Source organism: Lysinibacillus sp. NPDC097868, assembly GCF_044761135.1.
Classification (GTDB): domain Bacteria; phylum Bacillota; class Bacilli; order Bacillales_A; family Planococcaceae; genus Lysinibacillus.
The window spans coordinates 359,778-378,795 of the sequence record NZ_JBIWBS010000002.1 but is presented as its reverse complement, the minus strand read 5'-3'; the positions used below and the strand labels follow the sequence as shown (position 1 = coordinate 378,795).

Here is a 19,018-nt window from a genome sequence, read left to right as displayed (position 1 = left end):
GCTTTCGGTGGGCACATACGTAAGCCGCAACCCTCGCTTACGCGTGGTTTGTTGCGTCTAACGTTCTGTACTTTCCCGCATGAGGTCGCCGCCCTCCGCTCCATCAACTGGATAGGTAATAAAAAAGACAAAAGGAATCAAGAATAAACTTCTTGATTCCTTTTGTCGACAATTTGAAGAATTAAGAAATAGTAGGTGTTCATTGTTTAAAACTACCCGCTCTTACGCCTCTAACTGCTCAATACTCCAATTAAGTTGTAATATATTTTTTAATTTCGTTACTGATTCTTCTCCAATTGTGCGAACCAATTGCTGTTCAATTTCCGCTTTGTTACGTTCGTTTTGTTCATAGCAAACTTCACCGAAATTCGTCATTCGGATCAATTTGTGTTTTTTACTATGCTCAGCATTGCTAACCTCTACCAAGCCTTTTGCTTCTAAACTTTTAATAAATTTGTGTGTAGCCTGACGGGAAAAATCGACAACTTTCGTTACCTCTGAAATAGTAGGTTGGTTTTTATATATTTTACTTAAAATGTGCCATTCTGAGTTAGATATATGGATTGTATTATATTTATTCCATTTCTCTTCAGCAAGTCGTCGAAGTATTTCATGACGTTCGCTCAACAAATCAATGACATCTCGATTTTGCAATTCGTCCTTCAACTCGTTCACCTTCATTCCATAATTTCGTAATTACTATACAAAAAAACGACCCAGTCGTCAACTAAGTTGACAAAAGTTCTTTTATTGTTTACAATTAATTTAGTCAACCAAGTTGACAATGATGTTTGATGGAGGGATTATACATGTACAATGTTGGCGATGTAGTCATTTATTCATCACATGGACTTTGTTCAGTTGAAGATATTTGTGAACAAACCTTTAGCGACATTACTAAAACTTACTACGTTTTACAACCACTAAACGATTCAAAATTAACAATTCGTACTCCTATCGATAATGCAAAAAAACAGCTTAGAGATATTATTAAAAAAGATGATGCCATTAGAATTTTAAGTTCATTTACGTCTCCCGGTATTGAATGGATTGAACAAAACACACATCGGATGAGATTTCACGTAGAAATTATTAAAACAGGTGATCGGCAAAAACAGGCGAACCTTTTAAATACATTGCTACGCAAAAAATTTGAATATGAGGCAAACGAAAAAAAATTCCCAAATCAAGAAGAAAAATTATTGCACTCTTTACAAGAAACTATATTTTCCGAATTTTCCATTGCACTCGATAAACCTTCAGAAGAAATTTATGAAGATGTATTAGCTAAACTTAGCTAAACATTCCTTAAAGGTACATAAAGAAGCCCACAATTAAGAAGATAATCGAGGCTTCTTTTTTTTCGTACTAATTTACCTCAATTAAAACTACTCTAACAAACATTTTTATTATTCAAAAACCCTAGACTTACCTCAACTTCAGATAGTTAATATGAATATAACAATAATTCCCCCTAATAATTTTCCATATATATACTGAATTATCATTTAAAGTGCTACAATTATTTGTAGAAAAAAAGAAATTAATCATACACTCATATTAAAGTTAGAAAAAGGTGGGGAGTATTCATGGTTGAAGTAAGAAAAGCCTTATCCAGTGAGGGTGAAAAAATAGTAAGTGTAATGACAAATGCAGAAGAATCTGGTTTTATGTTATTTTCTCCTCAAGAAAGAGTAGTGCATCCTGAAAAGTTCGCTAAATTTATTGATGCAACTCATAGTAATGAGAAATCAGGAGTTTTTGTGGCATGTGTAGATGAAAGAATTGTAGGTTATTTAATTGTCCAAAATGAAAAGCCTCAGCGTATAGCACATCGAGCAAATATAGTAATTGGCGTACATAGTGAAAGTCGTGGCCAAGGCATAGGAAAAGCTCTTTTTACGCATGTAATGGCATGGGCACAACAAGTGGGATTGCACCGACTAGATTTAACCGTTATAGCATTAAATGAAGTTGCCGTTCATTTATACACAAAAATGGGATTTGAAATTGAAGGAGTTAAAAGACACTCTTTATATATTAACGATCAATATGTAGATGAGTATTATATGTCTCTATTATTATAAACGGAGCGACTTCCCACTCTTTAAAGACGAATCGTTTATGCATACAACTCAAAAAGGCGGTTAATACATGGAGTATTTTAAATATCTTAGACATTATGTAGGTCATAAACCAATAATATTGCCAGGTTCGGTTGTCATTATATTAAATGATAAAAATGAGTTATTGCTCCAAAAAAATGATGGTACTTGGGGCTTACCAGGGGGCTTAATGGATTTATGAGAAAGTTTTGAAGAAGTAGCCAAAAGAGAAGTTTTCGAAGAAACCGGATTATTAGTCCACAACCTAAAATTACTGAATGTTTTCTCAGGATCAGAATACTCTTTAAAAGTATCAAATGGTGATGATTTATATTCTGTAACAGCTGTTTATTACACAATGGAATTTAATGGCGAAATGCAGATCGACTACAAGGAATCAGAAAGTCTTCAATTTTTTGCTTATACTAATTTACCTATAGACTTAACACAAATATATAGAAGTTTTATTGATCCATATATAGATATTATATTTACATAATTCGCTGATTAACTGATACTCAAAATGACTGATTACTTGCTTTCACTTGAAATCATCAAAAACCTAGATTATTTTAATATTATTGTTGAAGAAACCGACCACTAATTTTACAACTTCGGGATATCCTCGGAAAATACAGCGCTAGATCAATGCTCTTTCCACCTTGTCCTTTTACCAATAGAAGTGCATCACTTCTTTTCAAAATCCATACAAAAAAGCCTCCCCAATTTGTGATGTTGTTGCAACATACAAATTAAAAAGGCTTAGTATCTACATTCCTTTTTTAACAATGCTACTTCAAAAGGTTTAATTAATCACAAACTTCAGGCGTACCTTCACGCTTTGCCGCTTTAAAGCTTGTGCCACAGCCGCAAGATGCGATTGCATTTGGGTTATCGATGGTGAAGCCACCGCCCATAAGCGATTGTTTATAGTCAATTTTTGTTCCCATTAAAATAGGCGCATCTTCGCGGGAAACAAGAATCGTTAAACCATATTGTACATCTTCAAAATCGTCTTCTTTTTTCTCTTTATCAAAATGCATTCCATACGATAGACCACTACATCCGCCACCATTAACAGCTACGCGTAAAAAAGAACCTTGCTCCTCATTATGCTCCATCATTTCATTAATATGAAAAGCTGCTGCCTCAGTCACTTCTATTACTTGTTTTAAACTTGTCATCCCAATCACCTTCCTTCTTACTTATCATATCAATTTTGACTATTGTATGACAAACATTCAGCTTCAAGTAGATTATTAGCAAAAATTCCCGATTTATTCACTTAATTAGTATTTTTTATTCATGTACAAAACATATGAATTGGTATAATAGTTTTAATTACATCTATGAAAGAGGTATCAATTATGGAGATTTCACCATATTACGAAAAGAAAGTACAATGTCTTAATTGTAAAAAAGAATTTCCAACATTAAAAGTACGCTCTAAATTCATAAAAGTAGATCATACCGAAACTGATTTTCATCCGATTTATGCGGACGATGTCAATGCTCTTTACTACAACGTATTCGTTTGCGAGCATTGTGGCTTCTCCTTTACTGAAGACTTTTCAAAATATTTTGCGCCTGGCGTACAGGATGTTATTCAGACGCAAATTACAGAAAAATGGGTACATCATGATTTCAAAGGCGAACGTACTATATTCCAAGCGATTCAAGCTTATAAATTAGCGTTTTTATGCGGCACTATTAAAAAGGAAAAATTCGTTGCTACAGCTGGCCTTACTTTACGTCTTGCATGGCTATATCGTGCATTAAAAAATGAAGGGCAAGAGCAACGATTTATGAAAATGTCACGTGATCTTTATATGGAATCTTATTCAAATGAGGATTACAGCTCAACTCAAATGTCAGATGTTCGCATTATGTATATGATTGCCGAATTATCTCGTCGTATCGGTGATGTTGAAAATGCGACACGCTTCTTTTCTAAAGTTATTGAGAAACAAAGCAGTGGTGGCGAAGCAAAAATTATCGATATGGCAAAGGAGCAATGGACTCTTATTCGCGAAGAAAAAGAAAAAGCTCGACATGTGTAAACAAAAAAGTTCTAGCCTGAATTATTCAGCTAGAACTTTTTATACGAAATGATTAGAAAACTTGCTCTACTTCAATGATACCTGGTACTTCTTCTAATAAAGCACGTTCGATACCTGCTTTTAGTGTAATCGTAGAACTAGGGCAACTACCGCATGCACCTAATAAACGTAATTTTACAACACCATCTTCTACGTCTACTAATTCACAGTCTCCACCGTCACGTAGTAAGAATGGGCGTAATTTATCTAATACTTCTTGAACTTGGTCGTTAATCGTTGCTTCTGCCATTTGTCTCGACTCCTTTCCTTATAATGATTATAATGTTAGCAACAGAAAAAATCCAATATAGAATCACGGGGGAGAATAAATACTATGGGTCAATCAAAACCAATTATTGAAATTTACGGAACAGCTGTGATTTGTGCTAGCTGTGTCAATGCACCTTCTTCAAAAGATACATATGAATGGTTACAAGCTGCCATTGATCGAAAATATCCAGACCAAGCCTATGATATTCGCTATGTCGATATTGAAGGTCCAATTGAGAATGATCGTGACCAGGACTATGCTACACGTATTCAAGAAGATGAATTTTTCTATCCACTTGTCCTAATTAATGATGAAGTAGTAGGAGAAGGCTATGTCCAATTAAAACCTGTCTTCACTGCACTTGAAAACCTTGGCTTTACACCTGACGAAACCGTTTAAAGAAAATAGGAAAGGGATTGTTCATAAGTTCTTTGAGCAATCCCTTTTTTATTATATATTAATGCTCAACGTCAAAAGAGCAACTTATTAATCGTTTTGATATTTATACATCCACAGTAATCCAGATTTCATTAAACGCGCAATACGACCTGTAACAGTTGTATCGGCTAGGTATGCGAAGCCTTGTTTTTTACCTAATGAACCCATGAAACCTTTTAATTTAATATCTGGCATTTTTTCTGGTAAATGCTCACCTTTCCAACGCATGCGCAATACTTTGACGATATGCTCTGCCTGTTCTTCCGCTAATTGTGCACTTGGAGAAAAGTCTGAAGAAGCACAATCACCTACAACATATACATGCTCATCATCCAAAACATTAAAGTATTGTGTAACAATTGGACGACCTTGGCGATCCTTTTCTACATCCATATCGCGGACGATTTTAACAGGCTGTACCCCTGCAGTCCAAACTATGGCATCTAACGGAATTTCTTCTTCATGATTAAATATTTTACCAGGTTCTACTTTAGTAATATTAGAGTTTGCTATTACATCTACATTATGTTTAGTAAACCATGCTTTCACATATTTACTAAGCTTCTCAGGGAAGTCTTTCAAAATACGTGAACCTCGGTCAAATAATTTTACTTTTAAATCAGCACGGCTTTCACGTAGTTCACTCGCTAACTCAATACCACTTAAACCAGCACCCACAATACCGACAGTAGAGCCTGCTGGTAAACCACATAACGCTTGGAATGTTGCACGTGATTTTGCCATCGTCTGAATGCTGTATGTGTACTCTTCTGCACCTGGCACACCATGATATTTATCTTCACAGCCTAGACCAATTACTAAATCATCATATTCAATACGTTGCCCATCTTCTAGAATGACTACTTTTTCTGCACGGTTAATGTCAACGGCCTCACCATATACAGCCGTTAAACGCTCGTGCTCTGGGAAGCTTACACGAATTTCTTTATCTGTCGATGTCCCTGCTGCTAATGCATAAAATTCTGTTTTTAAACTATGGAAAGGTGCTCTATCTACTAAAACGATTTCCGTGTCTAACGGTAAGTTGTTTGGTAAAAGTCGAAGCATGACACGCATATTGCCGTAGCCGCCACCTAAAAGTACTAATTTCCCCATAATAGTCTCCTTTAATATATCTAATAATAATTGTTCACAAAGTATCCACAATTGAGTATAACCGATTGTGAGAAGTTTCACAATATCAATATGCATTTTTTGTGAAAGATTTCACAATATCGATTACTTCTTTGCGTTTTTTAACAACAATTCATACAAGAACGATTACAGCTCGAGCTTATTATCTCTAGTTTTTGTGTAGCATGCTCGAAAAGTACCACTTTAAATTTGTGACATTCTCGGTAACTCATAACATGATTCATTTCGATTATGAACGCCTACGAAATCATGTGCATAGTTTAGCATTTTCCCCCACTTGAAAATGTGTTGGCTTTTGTTGAATCAAGTTAAAACATTGACGAACGTTTCAAAAGCTAGTAGCATAACAATGGTGAGGTGAACATATGAATCCAATGGTTGAATTTTGTGTAAGTAATTTAGCAAATGGCTCACAGAAAACTTATGAAATACTCGAACGCGATCCAAATATCGACGTTTTGGAATATGGCTGCCTCAGCTATTGTACGAAGTGTTCTGAATCCTTTTATGCGATAGTAAATGGTGATTTAGTTGAAGCCGCTTCTCCTGATGAGCTCACAGAAGCTATATATCAATTTATCGAAGAAAATCCATTATGGTAATATAATTGTTTATATAACATACATGTCGAGTCCTATAAAATAAAGTTACACATATGAAAAGGATGTTATACCATTAATCGGTATAACATCCTTTGTTTTTTTATAAAGTCCATCACAGTTAGTGTTTTTAAACGAGCGTTTCTACTAAATAAGTAGGTTGCAGTTCTTTTTCAAGCACGGCACTTGTTGGCGTTACGCCTGTGTTAACATGAATTGTATCACAGCCGAAACGAATACCACACATAATGTCTGTATCGTAGTTATCACCAATCATCACCATCTCATCTTTTGTAAAACGATGCTCTCTTGCAATGATGTCGAGCATTGCAGGCGATGGCTTACCGATGTATATCGGCTCGACACCTGCAACATCCCCTACTAAACGCGCAAATGAACCATTCCCAGGTAAAAATCCATATTCTGTTGGAAACTTAATATCTTGATTTGTTGCGATAAATGTCGCACCATTTTGCACTGCAATCGTTGCCTTTGCTAATGCCATATAATCCAAAGTTCGATCTATTCCCATAACAAATACATCTGGCTCGTTGTCTACAGGTTCAATTCCTTCATTTTTTAACGCCAATCTAATACCATCTGAGCCCATCATCGCTACTTTCTTGCCTGAAAAATTCAGAGCTACATACTTTGCCGTAACTAAGGCACTAGAATAAATATGATGAAGTGGTGCTTCTACTCCAATAGCTCTTAAAGATTCTTGTAATTGCTCTCGCGTTTTAGAAGAATTGTTTGTCACGTAAAAGGGTTCAACCCCCTGTTGCTGTAATCTCTGTATAAAAGCTACCGCGGAAGAAATACCTTCCTTACCGCGGTAGACAGTGCCATCTAAATCAAAGCAATAAGCCTTATAAGTTTTCATTGATGATCCTCAGGTAAAAATGCTGATACGGGACCTAACTCATTTGTTAAGTAGCTATTCACAGCTGGTGCAAACTGCTTTAAAGCAGGTAAGCTTGCCGTTAAAACATCCAAAACTTCAGTAATATCTACAGATGCAAATTCACGAACAAGCATTTTACGTAAGCCTACAACAGCCTTTAATGATGCTTCAATGTCAGTTGATACAACTTTTTCATCGATTAAAATATCAATTATGTCCTCATAGCTACCTGGATCACGCATAATAAAGCCGTCAATCATCAAGTTACCTACATCCATCATTGATTCCATCACGTTATGACCGATACGCTCGATTGCTAATTTCGTAATATCACTTTGAAGCCAGTTATCCTCTGCCTCAAAAATAGCTAATAGTTTATCTAAGTACTGTAAGTTTGTTGTGATTTTATTTCGATCTACAAAATACACAAGGAAAGCCCCCATTCAAATCTTTTAAAGTTGATACTCTTTTCTCTTCTATAGTACCATATCTATAGGACTGGAAGGAGATTAAAAGATGGAACGTTTTTTCTTATATGATGATGTAGAAGATACAAAAACACGCTTTGTAAGTTTCGCAGGGCAAAAACTTCGTTACGATTTAGCCATTTTACAATCTGGACGCTTCTTTGGAAAGGTACTTGTAATGGATATCCAATTTGGCCGTTTCGCCATTATAGGACCAGACGATGTCGAAGAACCTGGCTACCTTGAACACGTGTACAACCGTTCTGAAGAAGACACGATTGAATTACGTGACTACTTACGTGAATTACTTAATTGACACCCGTATGAAGATTTAAATACAAAAAAAATTCCGCTGATCATTTCCTTGGGGCAATCCGTAAGTCGTACAAACTGACATTAACTCCCCCGCTGGAATAGAGCGGAATTTTTTTTGTCAAAATCTCATCGACAAACAGATTTCGCTAATTGAATTACCATCTTGGACAATCCATACATCATTATTTATTTAAGGTTGATGGGTTGTCTTTATTATGTGGTTTGTCTTTATTTTCGTTATCGTTTTGTTTTTTCGCTTGTTTGTTTTGCCCAATAACAGCTAAATCATCAACACTAATATCAAATCCATATCCGTATTCTTCACGGTCTAATTGTTTTTTCTTTTGTTTATCGTTCGCCAAAATTTTCACCTCCAATTTATAAATTATCCTTTTTTATGTGATTTATACTTAATACATTAAAAGCTAAAATTGTGCATCTTCTATTATCCAGTCTACTGCACTTATTAAGTCGGGGAATATTGCATCTGCAAGCGGATCGCGTTTACCTAGAAAAACGCCCTTTGTGCCGGCTCTTTTCCCTGCAATTATGTCTGTATCTGTATCCCCCACCATATAGGATTTGGATAAATCGACATTATATTTTTCGGCAAGATCCACAATTAACTTACTTTTGGGCTTACGACAGTCACACCCAGCTTTTGGTTTATGAGGACAATACACTACTTCATGAATTGTAGCACCTTGTTTCTTCAATTCATTCGCCATATGAACGTGAATTTTTTTAAGTTGACCTTCCTTCATAAACCCTAATCCAACACCTCCTTGATTTGTTACAACAAAGACAAAATCAAAGAAATCGTTCAATTTTTTTATCGCTTCCGGTACGCCAGGTAAGAAAAAAAGTTGCTGAGGTTTGTTAACAAATTTAACTCTGTTGGTCAATACTTCGTTAATAACGCCATCCCTGTCCAAAAATACTGCTCTTTTTATATAAATCACACCTTTATTAATAATCATTTACGCCTTCGTTAAAAGATATTGTTTCCCATTGCGAGTAAAGCTATGAACACAGACTTTGACTGAAGTTAATTTCATTTTACAGTTCGTAAGAACAAATAGAAAAGTGTTAGACTGACTGCAATCAATCTAACACCTTCCTATTCACTTCGGCGGACGGTTATGTTACCACCAACTAGAAATCTCTTCTCCCATTTGTAATGGAAAACTTACGACATCTATATTACTCACACCATACTTGGATGTAATTTGTTCTACTACCACCATTGAAAACAAGGCGATATGACCAATCTACTTTTGAACTAACGTTAATATATTTTGTTCCTGCTAAAACAACAGAATTAGAACCTACTGTACTCCAATTGCCGTTAGGAGGTTTATGTTGGAATTTATAATTACCAAAACTATTTTCAGCATTAAACCCTAATGTCATATTAGTTTTAATAGCTTTACAATAATCAGTAGTTCTAGTTTGTCCCGAACTAATACTAAAATTCCCCAAGGAAACTGTTGCATTATTAGATTGAATAGCTGCAGGGACATCATTACTAAATCCAATTGCAATAATACTAACAAATGCGAAAGAAAATAAAGCTTTCACCATCTTTTTCATGGAAAAAATCTCCCTTCGTATTTTTTTCGATTCTATATTATCACAAACTATTAATTCTGTAAATTCTGAATATTAATAATTCTAAATTATTTGATTTATATAAAAATTAACAATCACATATATAACATAAAGACTAAGATAATAGCTAATATGATTCGGTAAATTGCAAATGGGGTTAATTTAATGCGCGAAATAATTTTTAAAAAGAAGCGAATGGATATAAGAGAAAAAGCAAACGAGCTAATAAAACCCGCAGTGTAAAACCCTAAATAATCAAAAGATAAGTATTCCCAATTTTTAACGATTGATACACTACTTGCGCCTATCATAATTGGTACAGCCATGATAAAGGTAAAATCAGCTGCTACTTTATGATTCATTCCAAGTAAAACGCCACCTGAAATCGTCGCTCCTGAACGTGAAAATCCAGGCCAAAGTGATAAACATTGTATAATTCCAATCATAAATGCTTGTTTATAAGTAATTTGATCCAAAGAGACAACTTTCGATTTTTCAGGACCTAATTTATCAGCAAACATCATAAGAACTGCACCAATAATTAGAGCCACTATGACCGTCTCTATTTTAAATAATTTGTCAATATAATCCTTGAAAGTTAAACCCAATACAGTTGCAGGTAATAATGCAATTACAACATGCAACAAGTTTAAATGAGACGTAATATTTTTATTAAACCCTAACAGACTTAAAATACGTTTCCAAAAAACAAGAAAAACAGCTAAAATTGAGCCTAATTGAATTACAATTTTAAATGTAATTGCAGCTTTATCTCCTAAAAGTATATTTGTTTGTAGCCACATGTCATCTACAATAATTAAGTGACCAGTTGATGAAACAGGTGCAAACTCTGTCATTCCTTCAATAAAACCTAAGATAATCGCTTTAATTAGATCAAAAAGTTCCATAGATGTTCCTCTCCCTCTTCAAAAATTATTACAATGGTAGTTATTTCATTATACATAATAATAATGGCACTCTAAATTAGATGAATGTCTTAAATATTTCAAAACACCTATAAATAAAAAAACCTGATGCAAATTTCACATCAGGTAATATTATAGCTATTCTGCTATTTGTTCATTGTCATTTAGTTTTGTCACTTCAGTTGCTTCATTTACTACAACGTCGGGCTGTAAAATAACTTTACCGCCTTTACGTAAAACAAAATAAGCACAGCCAAAATTACAATACTCATATAAGTAATCTTGTAGCGTACTAATTTTCGTATCAAAGGTAGATTTTTGATTTTTATCATCAAAAAAACCTTTTAGACGTAGCTGATTATAGCCCCAGTCGCCTACAATATAATCATATTTGACTAAAATATCAGAGTACCGCTCCTTAAATGCTTCTTCCTGAAAAGCTTCACGATAATCTTCAACAATTTCATATTCATATCCTTCTATAATTATCAAAGTGACACCACCTTTCTCGTCAATCTTTTCACATTATACTTCAGCTTGTAGTTGTCGCTCCTTCGTTGCAGCATTCACTTGCTCATCGGCATGATAACTACTGCGTACAAGTGGTCCTGCTTCACAATGCTTGAAGCCTTTTTCCATTGCAATTTTGCGAAGTTTGCCAAATTCAATAGGTGAATAATATTTTTTTACAGATAAATGTTTTTTTGTTGGTTGTAAATATTGACCAATTGTCATAATATCCACGTTATTTGCACGTAAATCGTCCATTACCTCCAAAATTTCTTCATGCGTTTCTCCTAAGCCAATCATTAATGATGACTTTGTTGGAATGTCTGGTTGCATCTCTTTTGCCAAACGAAGAAAATCTAATGAACGTTCATATTTCGCACGTGCACGTACTCTTGGTGTCAAACGGCGTACTGTTTCAATATTATGATTTAAAATATCTGGTTTAGAGTCCATTAAAAGTTGAAGATTTTCCTTCAAACCACCAAGGTCAGAAGGTAATACTTCTACAGACGTGAAAGGACTTTTACGGCGAATAGCGCGCACTGTTTCAGCTAAAACTTCTGCACCGCCATCCTTTAAATCATCACGTGCTACCATTGTAATTACAACGTGCTTTAAATTCATAATGGCTACTGAGTCTGCAACACGTTCTGGTTCCGCAAGATCTAACTCATTTGGCAAACCAGTTTTTACTGCGCAGAAACGACAAGCACGTGTACAAACTGATCCTAAAATCATCATAGTTGCTGTACGGCGTTCACCCCAGCATTCATGAATATTTGGACAGCGCGCTTCTTCACATACTGTATGAAGATTTTTTTCACGCATAAGCTTTTTAAGACCTTTATATTCATCGTTCGTGTTTAGTTTAATTTTAAGCCAATCTGGTTTTCTTACATGTTCTTCTTTTTCATGGCTAGTAGGTTTACAGGATGTCATACAAATTCGCCCCTATCAAAGTTATCTTTTGTTGAATATTATCTACCATCACTGTTGTCAATGTATCATATTACACGAACGGCAACAACTAACATTTACTCTCAACTTAAACTTTTCTATTGGTACGGAACTGGTACTTCTATAGATGGTTGTACTGCATCTCCACCATTTGTATAAATGTTTGGTACTGGTCCTCTCGTTAACCCCATCGCTACCGGAATGTCCTGAGATACCGTCGTTGATTTACTAGCAAATGGAACTATTATTTGGACATTAACTTCTATATGAATACCTACTTCTACATAGGCACTATTAATGCCAAATTCCCTTATATCTGATGTAACATTACTATGAACATTACCTATTACATGAAAACGAATTGGTATTTTCGGACCCAAATTACCGAGTAAAGGAAGATCAGCCGCCTGTGCAAGTGGGACGAAAAAAACAATCCCATCACCTTCTTGAATTTTATTCATATCATATTCGACATTATCTAAATCTGGTAGATGGGCCAATTCTCCATGCTCAGCCTGCTCTAAATACATTTTTACAAGTTCGAGTGTTTCTGCACGTACTCTATTGATAATTTCTGTATTAAATTTTGTTGTTACAGAGGTGCCAGATGGTACATCTTCGATTATATCATTAACGTCTAATACGTTAGAAGTACGTGAGTTAATGGCTTTACTGACAACATACGACGCTATTTTATTCGTCTGAACTTCGGCATATTCCAAATATGTGGGTTTAAGACGTTCATTTAAAAAATACAGAAAAAATACTATACAAATGATACTCACAACAATTAATAAGGTTAAACGATTGAGCTGCATTCCTCTTTTATGATTCGTTCGCAATTTCATCCTTTTTCGAGGGAAAAACAAAAAAATCTCCTCCTGTTCTACAACTTATGAACAGGAGGAGCAAATTATACGACTCTCGATGGTACTACATAATCGGTTTCAATACTATCAATTGTTACAGTTGGATAGTCCACTAAATTAATTTCATATGTCGCTGTGAGTAATTCATTTTGTTCTTCAAAAATTCGAATCCACGGCAAGGATGAATCCAAATTATTTTGTTTAGAAACAATTCCTCGACGACCGTCTGATAATTTTAAAATCAGTCCATTCGGATAATGTACAACTGATTTTTTCAATGCATTGACAATGCGCGCATCGTAAAGTGTACCTGAGCCAGCTTCTACAATGGCAAGCCCTTGTGAAGGAAGCATCTTTTCACGATATACGCGATTCGTAGTCACCGCATCGAATACATCAGCTACACCGATAATTTTAGCGAATGGATGAATTTCAAAATCAACTAAACCACGTGGATAGCCACTTCCATCAATGCGTTCATGATGTTGAAAAGCACAATGTGCAACCAGTAAGGAAATGGAATGTAAATTACGTAATAAATCAAATCCAAAACGCGTGTGCATTTTCATCATTTCAAATTCCTCATGCGTTAAGCGACCCGGTTTTTTGAGTATCTCTTTCGGCACCATAAGCTTTCCAACATCATGCAATAAGGCACCAATACCAATTAAACGAAGATCTTCGGCTGAATGTCCCAATTCTTTAGCAATAGCAATCGAATATAGGGTTACATGAAAAGAATGCTGATACAAATATTCATCGAATAAATAAGCATCTGTTAAAACCGTTAAAATTTCATTATTACCTGTAACAGCTGAGAGTAGTTCATCGACAATCGTGACAATCGCTTTCGATTGCTGATCAAGTATATAAGAGGCATTAACCGTACTTAAACCATTTATTGATTGAAAAGAATCTTTTATGGTCGAAATGGTTTTGTTTCGGACATCAGTAGGAACCGTCTCCTTCACTTCAATGCCTTCAGAAAGTTTGTCGTCTATATATAAATAATGAGTATTCAACTGTTGAAGTCTTTCAATAATACGTTCATTAATGACAACGTCTTTCTTTAAAAGTGGATGACCTGCCTCATTCCAAATGGTTCTTCCTAATACCATACCTTCTTTTAATACATCGATTGAAATTAATCGCATGACTTCTTCCCCAATCCATTCTTAAAGCTTTGTTTATCTATCGCTTAAAGAAACTTTGCCCATAATCTAACATAATGTTTCGTAAAAAATCAGGTAAAATATATTTTTTCTTTGCATATTTAAAGCTTGGATAAAAATAACCGAACGTAAACAAATCAAGTGTCACTAATTTATAAGTACGATCATTATCTGCAATCTTACCATTTATGAGCAATTGACGATCCTCATTCATAGCAAAGCCATATGTCAGCATCTTACCAAAAATAACGCCCCTAAAACCTAACCCTTTAAGTTCCATATTGGGCCATTCTTCATTTTTCGATTGCTGAAAAATTTCTTTCATTTCCGAAACTGACAATTCAATTGTACATAAATTAATAGGATGTGGAAAAATTTTATGCAAATCAAGCGCTGTTACCGTTCCTTTTGGAAGGCCGTCTAAAAAAATCCCTGCATTAAATAACGCACAGTCCGCACCACTTCTTTCTATTATTGCTTGCGCAAATAGATGTGATAATTGTGAGTAGTGGAACCATTCTTTATTGTACGTCTTTTTGGTTGAAAATACAGGCTTGTCTAATAAGCTTTTACCTTCTTCTTCTAAAGATAGCAGAAACTCTTTTTCATTTTCAACAATTGGCAAGTCCTTATTATGAATTAAAGTATCCTTTTTTTCAACAATTTCCCTCGTTTTTTTATCGTATTCTAGCACGAGGTGTCCCGTATATTGACCAAATTTTCCTCCACCTGTAAGCAAGACACCATTGATAAACTTGCCATTTGGCAGGGTATGATGGGTATGTGAACCAAAAATGACATCGATTCCTGGACATTCCTCCGCTAATAGTTCATCTTCAGTAATTCCTAAATGTGACAGACAAACAACAATATCAACTTCTTTACGAAGTTGGTGAGTTAAACGAATAAGTGAGCTTCGAGCATCATCTATTTGCCAGTTCAATTCCTTATAATAGATTTCGAACATTGCTGTCGCAGCAATAACTGCAATTTTTGTACCGTATTTCGTTGTTAATATAACGTAAGGCTTCAACCACGTTGGATTTTCCCCTTTGGATGCATTAACATTTCCCACTACGACTTCAAATAGCGCGTCATCGTATAAATGAAAGAGCTCTTCATGCGACAATGTAATGCCTTCATTATTGCCTATTGTTACAACATCATAACCGGCGTTGTTTAATAATTGGACATTGCCCTTGCCAATTGTGGCATCTGTATAAATATTCGACCTATCTAAATGATCCCCAACATCCACTAAAAAGCTCGTTTCACCTAAAGCCTCATACTGAGCACGTTGCGTAGTCACATAGTTTTGCATTCGTGGCCAATACTTAAAATGACTATGCAAATCATTTGTGTGAAAAATATGAATTTTTTCCAGCATTCAAGCCACCTCTTCTTTACAATAAGCCCTCTATAATGGAACGAATTCCTAATAATAATAAAATAATTCGTAGTGCTAGGACAAGTGTATCGGATTTAATTTTTTTATTAAGCGCTGCTCCTAGTTTAGCCCCGATATAAGCTCCAGGAATAACAGGAATCGTATAAAGCCATGGTACATGTCCTAAATAAATATGACTCGCGGAGTTCACAATCGAAGTTAGGAATACCATAAACATCGAAGTTGCCACTGCAACATGTGGCGGAAATAAAAACAAAATAATCATTGCAGGCACAATCATTGAGCCGCCACCAATTCCAAATAATCCTGAGGCAAAGCCAACTGCAAAGCAGAATAATAACGCAAACCAAATAGGATATCCGTAGACATACGTTTGTCCTGCTTCATCGATAAACTGATGTTGCGTACCATTTTTCACAAACCATTGTACAGGTTTCAATTTATCGCGTACAAGTAAAATTATCGATATAACAATTAATAATATCCCAAAATATAAGTTAAATGAGGGTAAATCCAATCCTTTATTTACCCATGCACCTAATATCGTCCCTGGAATACTCCCTAAAAAGAATATAAACCCACTTTTATAATCCACTGTTTTGGATTTCATATAGCTTAAAGTGGACGCTAGCCCAGTGAAAATCATCATTACAACCGATAGCCCTACTACTTTTTGCGGTGTAATATCTGAGAGCATTCCGAGGTTTAATCCAACAAATAAAGTTGCAGGTACTAAAATAATCCCTCCACCGAGCCCTACAAGTGAACCAATGAGCCCCGAGGCTAGTGCAATCACTACTAAAAGAATAAACTCCATTATACTTCTCCCTCAAACATATTTAATTGTTTTGGTGCTAAACCAACATCTCGAATAGCTAACATCTCCTGAAGTTCTTTCGCATTTTTTGCAGCATGTTGACCAGAGTTATTATTAAATAAAACAAATAGCTCCTGCACATTAGGCTCTATGCTTAGAAGATGCTGTCCGAGTTGTTGTAGTTCTTCTTTATTGTAATCATATAAAAAACGAACTTTGCGCCAGTTTTCCGAATTGCCCGTATTACGCCAACCATGAATATTACGTCCATGAATACGGACGAGTGCATTATTTGCCGTTACTGCAGGATAAAAAGGAACAGAACCAATACCTGCTTGCGGTTCATCGCAAATTGTATGAATAAATTGATGTTCCTTTAAAAAATCCATTGTTTGCTTAACAACCTTCTCTGCATACCATGTCTGATTCCGAAACTCAATCGCCACATCGAACTCTTTTAATTGTTGCCTAATATACAGTAAGTATTGTACATTTTTTGACTGACAATCAAACCATGGCGGAAATTGTGCCAATATTATTGCTAACTTCCCGTGACGTTTAAATTCATTAGCACATTCGATAAAAGCATTGAACATATCATTTTTGGATTCAAAGGGAATTTCCCCCCGCAAATGTCCAGTCATTCCCTGGTAAGCCTTTATTACAAAACGAAATGAATCTGGTGTTAGCTCACACCATTTTCGAACATTATCAACTGACGGAATGGCATAAAAAGATGTATCTAATTCTACCGTTAAAAAATGACCTGCGTAATCGAATAATTTGTCCTTTGAGGCAGTCACACTACTATATAACGAAGGATGATCGCCCCAACCTGTTAATCCAACTCGAATCAAGTGACTCCCTCCTTATGTACATAATGATAGCACACACTTTCTAAGTGCAAATACTTACAAAAATAAAAAGCGACTAAAGCTAAAATAGCTCTAGTCGCATGTACATCAACAAAAAATCAGCCGATAGAACCTTCCATCTCAAACTTGATGAGACGGTTCATTTCTACTGCGTATTCCATTGGTAATTCTTTCGTAAATGGTTCGATAAAGCCCATTACGATCATTTCTGTTGCCTCTTCTTCAGAAATACCACGAGACATTAAGTAGAATAATTGCTCTTCTGATACTTTAGAAACTTTCGCTTCATGCTCTAAAGAAACATTATCATTTAAAATTTCGTTGTATGGAATTGTATCCGAAGTAGATTGGTTATCCATGATTAACGTATCACATTCAATGTTGGCACGTGCACCACTTGCTTTAGGACCGAAACGTACTTGACCCATATATGTTACTTTACCACCTTGTTTAGCAATCGATTTAGAAACGATTGTAGAAGATGTATTAGGTGCCATATGAATCATTTTTGCTCCAGCATGTTGGTGTTGCCCTTTACCAGCTAATGCAATTGATAATGTCATACCACGAGCGCCTTCACCTTTTAGGATACAAGCTGGGTATTTCATCGTTAATTTAGAACCGATATTACCATCGATCCATTCCATCGTACCGTTTGCTTCAACAACTGTACGCTTTGTTACTAAATTGTAAACGTTGTTCGCCCAGTTTTGAATCGTTGTATAACGGCAATAAGCATTTTTTTCAACGATAATCTCTACAACTGCTGAGTGTAAAGAGTTAGTTGTATAAACAGGAGCTGTACATCCTTCAACATAGTGTACATGTGCACCCTCATCCACAATAATTAGCGTACGTTCGAATTGACCCATATTTTCAGAGTTAATACGGAAGTAAGCTTGTAAAGGTGTTTCAACTTTTACACCTGGTGGCACATAAATAAATGAACCACCTGACCAAACTGCTGAATTTAGTGCAGCAAATTTGTTGTCAGTGTATGGAATTACTTTACCCCAATATTTTTTGAAAATATCTTCATTTTCACGTAATGCAGAATCAGTATCTTTAAACACAATACCAAGATCTTCAAGCTCTTGTTTCATATTGTGGTATACTACCTCAGATTCGTACTGAGCTGATACACCTGCAAGATACTTTTGCTCTGCTTCAGGAATACCTAATTTATCAAATGTTGCTTTAATTTCTTCAGGTACTTCATCCCAAGATTTTTGCGTAGCTTCAGATGGTTTTACGTAGTACGTAATTTCATCGAAGTTTAAATCGCCAAGGTCGCCACCCCATTGTGGCATTGGTTTTGTATAGAAAGTTTCAAGCGCTTTTAAGCGGTATTCAAGCATCCACTCAGGCTCTTGCTTCATATTTGAAATTTCACGGACGATTTCTTCAGTTAAACCACGTTTTGAACGGAAAATTGATACGTCCTTGTCATGGAATCCGTATTTGTAATCGCCAATATCCGGCATTTTTTTAGCCATTATTTCTCCTCCGTTCACGAATTA

25 protein-coding genes and 1 pseudogene are annotated in these 19,018 nt (G+C 35.4%); 8 read left to right on the top strand and 18 right to left on the bottom strand.

Features of this window, described 5'->3' with window-relative positions; genetic code table 11:
• Positions 1 to 222: 222 nt before the first annotated feature.
• The gene (locus ACIQXJ_RS16660) at positions 223 to 675 is read right to left on the bottom strand and encodes a MarR family winged helix-turn-helix transcriptional regulator (protein ID WP_403055565.1); all 453 of its coding nucleotides are present in this window, start codon (positions 673 to 675) and stop codon (positions 223 to 225) included.
• 134 nt (positions 676 to 809) lie between these two features.
• Between ACIQXJ_RS16660 and ACIQXJ_RS16655 the strand changes: the two genes are divergently transcribed.
• The 4 genes and pseudogenes from ACIQXJ_RS16655 to ACIQXJ_RS16640 all read left to right on the top strand — a co-directional run.
• The gene (locus ACIQXJ_RS16655; RefSeq protein WP_401012646.1) at positions 810 to 1,301 is read left to right on the top strand and encodes a CarD family transcriptional regulator; all 492 of its coding nucleotides are present in this window, start codon (positions 810 to 812) and stop codon (positions 1,299 to 1,301) included.
• A gap of 288 nt (positions 1,302 to 1,589) precedes the next feature.
• Positions 1,590 to 2,087, top strand: coding sequence for a GNAT family N-acetyltransferase (locus ACIQXJ_RS16650; RefSeq protein WP_403054980.1), 498 nt, complete (start codon positions 1,590 to 1,592; stop codon positions 2,085 to 2,087).
• Between the two features lie 67 nt (positions 2,088 to 2,154).
• Positions 2,155 to 2,307, top strand: a complete 153-nt coding sequence (locus ACIQXJ_RS16645) for an NUDIX hydrolase (RefSeq protein WP_403054982.1) — start codon at positions 2,155 to 2,157, stop codon at positions 2,305 to 2,307.
• Between the two features lie 60 nt (positions 2,308 to 2,367).
• A pseudogene (locus ACIQXJ_RS16640) lies at positions 2,368 to 2,604 on the top strand (NUDIX hydrolase); the annotation flags it as partial.
• Positions 2,605 to 2,914: 310 nt separating this feature from the next.
• Here ACIQXJ_RS16640 and ACIQXJ_RS16635 read toward each other — a convergent pair.
• The gene (locus ACIQXJ_RS16635; RefSeq protein ID WP_403054984.1) at positions 2,915 to 3,289 is read right to left on the bottom strand and encodes a HesB/IscA family protein; all 375 of its coding nucleotides are present in this window, start codon (positions 3,287 to 3,289) and stop codon (positions 2,915 to 2,917) included.
• A 183-nt stretch (positions 3,290 to 3,472) separates the two neighbouring features.
• Here ACIQXJ_RS16635 and ACIQXJ_RS16630 point away from each other — a divergent pair, with 183 nt between their 5' ends.
• A complete protein-coding gene (locus ACIQXJ_RS16630; RefSeq protein WP_403054986.1) occupies positions 3,473 to 4,165 on the top strand; it encodes a DUF2225 domain-containing protein in 693 nt (230 codons plus the stop codon).
• Positions 4,166 to 4,217: 52 nt separating this feature from the next.
• Here the strand turns inward: ACIQXJ_RS16630 and ACIQXJ_RS16625 are convergent, their stop codons facing one another.
• Positions 4,218 to 4,454 carry a NifU family protein gene (locus tag ACIQXJ_RS16625; RefSeq protein ID WP_024364841.1) on the bottom strand — a complete coding sequence of 79 codons (237 nt, stop codon included), beginning with the start codon at positions 4,452 to 4,454 and terminating at the stop codon, positions 4,218 to 4,220.
• A gap of 84 nt (positions 4,455 to 4,538) precedes the next feature.
• On the opposite strand from ACIQXJ_RS16625, the gene ACIQXJ_RS16620 reads away from it, so the two are divergent.
• The gene (locus ACIQXJ_RS16620; RefSeq protein WP_401012658.1) at positions 4,539 to 4,874 is read left to right on the top strand and encodes a YuzD family protein; all 336 of its coding nucleotides are present in this window, start codon (positions 4,539 to 4,541) and stop codon (positions 4,872 to 4,874) included.
• Positions 4,875 to 4,961: 87 nt separating this feature from the next.
• Here ACIQXJ_RS16620 and ACIQXJ_RS16615 read toward each other — a convergent pair whose 3' ends face one another.
• Positions 4,962 to 6,029 (bottom strand): NAD(P)/FAD-dependent oxidoreductase, encoded by a 1,068-nt coding sequence (locus tag ACIQXJ_RS16615; RefSeq protein WP_340822817.1) that lies wholly within the window; start codon positions 6,027 to 6,029, stop codon positions 4,962 to 4,964.
• A gap of 404 nt (positions 6,030 to 6,433) precedes the next feature.
• Between ACIQXJ_RS16615 and ACIQXJ_RS16610 the strand changes: the two genes are divergently transcribed.
• Positions 6,434 to 6,670, top strand: a complete 237-nt coding sequence (locus tag ACIQXJ_RS16610) for a YuzB family protein (protein ID WP_403054988.1) — start codon at positions 6,434 to 6,436, stop codon at positions 6,668 to 6,670.
• Positions 6,671 to 6,797: 127 nt separating this feature from the next.
• Here the strand turns inward: ACIQXJ_RS16610 and ACIQXJ_RS16605 are convergent, their stop codons facing one another.
• On the bottom strand, positions 6,798 to 7,550 hold the full coding sequence (locus ACIQXJ_RS16605; RefSeq protein ID WP_403054990.1) for a TIGR01457 family HAD-type hydrolase: 753 nt from the start codon (positions 7,548 to 7,550) through the stop codon (positions 6,798 to 6,800).
• Complete coding sequence (locus ACIQXJ_RS16600) at positions 7,547 to 7,999, bottom strand: DUF86 domain-containing protein (protein WP_403054992.1); 453 nt, start codon at positions 7,997 to 7,999, stop codon at positions 7,547 to 7,549. The genes ACIQXJ_RS16605 and ACIQXJ_RS16600 overlap by 4 nt, the downstream gene beginning before the upstream one ends.
• Before the next feature lie 88 nt (positions 8,000 to 8,087).
• Between ACIQXJ_RS16600 and ACIQXJ_RS16595 the strand changes: the two genes are divergently transcribed.
• Positions 8,088 to 8,354, top strand: coding sequence for a DUF3055 domain-containing protein (locus tag ACIQXJ_RS16595; protein ID WP_403054994.1), 267 nt, complete (start codon positions 8,088 to 8,090; stop codon positions 8,352 to 8,354).
• Between the two features lie 181 nt (positions 8,355 to 8,535).
• On the opposite strand, the gene ACIQXJ_RS16590 is transcribed toward ACIQXJ_RS16595, so the two are convergent.
• The 12 genes from ACIQXJ_RS16590 to sufB all read right to left on the bottom strand — a co-directional run bounded on the left by ACIQXJ_RS16590 (position 8,536) and on the right by sufB (position 18,994).
• On the bottom strand, positions 8,536 to 8,730 hold the full coding sequence (locus ACIQXJ_RS16590) for a hypothetical protein (protein WP_401012668.1): 195 nt from the start codon (positions 8,728 to 8,730) through the stop codon (positions 8,536 to 8,538).
• Between the two features lie 48 nt (positions 8,731 to 8,778).
• On the bottom strand, positions 8,779 to 9,306 hold the full coding sequence (locus ACIQXJ_RS16585) for a D-glycero-alpha-D-manno-heptose-1,7-bisphosphate 7-phosphatase (protein ID WP_403055567.1): 528 nt from the start codon (positions 9,304 to 9,306) through the stop codon (positions 8,779 to 8,781).
• Positions 9,307 to 9,556: 250 nt separating this feature from the next.
• Entirely contained in the window at positions 9,557 to 9,946 is a 390-nt protein-coding gene (locus tag ACIQXJ_RS16580) for a hypothetical protein (RefSeq protein ID WP_403054996.1), read from the bottom strand.
• A 113-nt stretch (positions 9,947 to 10,059) separates the two neighbouring features.
• On the bottom strand, positions 10,060 to 10,872 hold the full coding sequence (locus ACIQXJ_RS16575) for an undecaprenyl-diphosphate phosphatase (RefSeq protein ID WP_403054998.1): 813 nt from the start codon (positions 10,870 to 10,872) through the stop codon (positions 10,060 to 10,062).
• A gap of 156 nt (positions 10,873 to 11,028) precedes the next feature.
• The gene (locus ACIQXJ_RS16570) at positions 11,029 to 11,382 is read right to left on the bottom strand and encodes a YutD family protein (RefSeq protein ID WP_403055000.1); all 354 of its coding nucleotides are present in this window, start codon (positions 11,380 to 11,382) and stop codon (positions 11,029 to 11,031) included.
• Positions 11,383 to 11,415: 33 nt separating this feature from the next.
• A complete protein-coding gene (gene lipA / locus ACIQXJ_RS16565; RefSeq protein ID WP_340822807.1) occupies positions 11,416 to 12,339 on the bottom strand; it encodes a lipoyl synthase in 924 nt (307 codons plus the stop codon).
• Between the two features lie 116 nt (positions 12,340 to 12,455).
• Positions 12,456 to 13,226 (bottom strand): sporulation protein YunB, encoded by a 771-nt coding sequence (yunB, locus tag ACIQXJ_RS16560; RefSeq protein WP_403055002.1) that lies wholly within the window; start codon positions 13,224 to 13,226, stop codon positions 12,456 to 12,458.
• A 44-nt stretch (positions 13,227 to 13,270) separates the two neighbouring features.
• On the bottom strand, positions 13,271 to 14,380 hold the full coding sequence (locus ACIQXJ_RS16555; protein WP_340822803.1) for an HD-GYP domain-containing protein: 1,110 nt from the start codon (positions 14,378 to 14,380) through the stop codon (positions 13,271 to 13,273).
• A gap of 37 nt (positions 14,381 to 14,417) precedes the next feature.
• Complete coding sequence (locus tag ACIQXJ_RS16550; protein WP_403055003.1) at positions 14,418 to 15,785, bottom strand: bifunctional metallophosphatase/5'-nucleotidase; 1,368 nt, start codon at positions 15,783 to 15,785, stop codon at positions 14,418 to 14,420.
• Between the two features lie 16 nt (positions 15,786 to 15,801).
• Positions 15,802 to 16,623, bottom strand: a complete 822-nt coding sequence (locus ACIQXJ_RS16545) for a sulfite exporter TauE/SafE family protein (protein WP_403055005.1) — start codon at positions 16,621 to 16,623, stop codon at positions 15,802 to 15,804.
• Positions 16,623 to 17,480 carry a DUF72 domain-containing protein gene (locus tag ACIQXJ_RS16540; protein ID WP_403055007.1) on the bottom strand — a complete coding sequence of 286 codons (858 nt, stop codon included), beginning with the start codon at positions 17,478 to 17,480 and terminating at the stop codon, positions 16,623 to 16,625. The genes ACIQXJ_RS16545 and ACIQXJ_RS16540 overlap by 1 nt, the downstream gene beginning before the upstream one ends.
• 116 nt (positions 17,481 to 17,596) lie before the next feature.
• The gene (gene sufB, locus ACIQXJ_RS16535) at positions 17,597 to 18,994 is read right to left on the bottom strand and encodes a Fe-S cluster assembly protein SufB (RefSeq protein WP_340822699.1); all 1,398 of its coding nucleotides are present in this window, start codon (positions 18,992 to 18,994) and stop codon (positions 17,597 to 17,599) included.
• Positions 18,995 to 19,018: the final 24 nt, after the last annotated feature.

Coding starts and splice junctions, on each gene's coding strand:
- ACIQXJ_RS16655 (WP_401012646.1), top strand. CDS start 810: ATGTACAATGTTGGCGATGTAGTCATTTATTCATCACATGGACTTTGT.
- ACIQXJ_RS16650 (WP_403054980.1), top strand. CDS start 1,590: ATGGTTGAAGTAAGAAAAGCCTTATCCAGTGAGGGTGAAAAAATAGTA.
- ACIQXJ_RS16645 (WP_403054982.1), top strand. CDS start 2,155: ATGGAGTATTTTAAATATCTTAGACATTATGTAGGTCATAAACCAATA.
- ACIQXJ_RS16635 (WP_403054984.1), bottom strand. CDS start 3,289: ATGACAAGTTTAAAACAAGTAATAGAAGTGACTGAGGCAGCAGCTTTT.
- ACIQXJ_RS16630 (WP_403054986.1), top strand. CDS start 3,473: ATGGAGATTTCACCATATTACGAAAAGAAAGTACAATGTCTTAATTGT.
- ACIQXJ_RS16625 (WP_024364841.1), bottom strand. CDS start 4,454: ATGGCAGAAGCAACGATTAACGACCAAGTTCAAGAAGTATTAGATAAA.
- ACIQXJ_RS16620 (WP_401012658.1), top strand. CDS start 4,539: ATGGGTCAATCAAAACCAATTATTGAAATTTACGGAACAGCTGTGATT.
- ACIQXJ_RS16615 (WP_340822817.1), bottom strand. CDS start 6,029: ATGGGGAAATTAGTACTTTTAGGTGGCGGCTACGGCAATATGCGTGTC.
- ACIQXJ_RS16610 (WP_403054988.1), top strand. CDS start 6,434: ATGAATCCAATGGTTGAATTTTGTGTAAGTAATTTAGCAAATGGCTCA.
- ACIQXJ_RS16605 (WP_403054990.1), bottom strand. CDS start 7,550: ATGAAAACTTATAAGGCTTATTGCTTTGATTTAGATGGCACTGTCTAC.
- ACIQXJ_RS16595 (WP_403054994.1), top strand. CDS start 8,088: ATGGAACGTTTTTTCTTATATGATGATGTAGAAGATACAAAAACACGC.
- ACIQXJ_RS16580 (WP_403054996.1), bottom strand. CDS start 9,946: ATGAAAAAGATGGTGAAAGCTTTATTTTCTTTCGCATTTGTTAGTATT.
- ACIQXJ_RS16575 (WP_403054998.1), bottom strand. CDS start 10,872: ATGGAACTTTTTGATCTAATTAAAGCGATTATCTTAGGTTTTATTGAA.
- lipA (WP_340822807.1), bottom strand. CDS start 12,339: ATGACATCCTGTAAACCTACTAGCCATGAAAAAGAAGAACATGTAAGA.
- ACIQXJ_RS16555 (WP_340822803.1), bottom strand. CDS start 14,380: ATGCGATTAATTTCAATCGATGTATTAAAAGAAGGTATGGTATTAGGA.
- ACIQXJ_RS16550 (WP_403055003.1), bottom strand. CDS start 15,785: ATGCTGGAAAAAATTCATATTTTTCACACAAATGATTTGCATAGTCAT.
- ACIQXJ_RS16545 (WP_403055005.1), bottom strand. CDS start 16,623: ATGGAGTTTATTCTTTTAGTAGTGATTGCACTAGCCTCGGGGCTCATT.
- sufB (WP_340822699.1), bottom strand. CDS start 18,994: ATGGCTAAAAAAATGCCGGATATTGGCGATTACAAATACGGATTCCAT.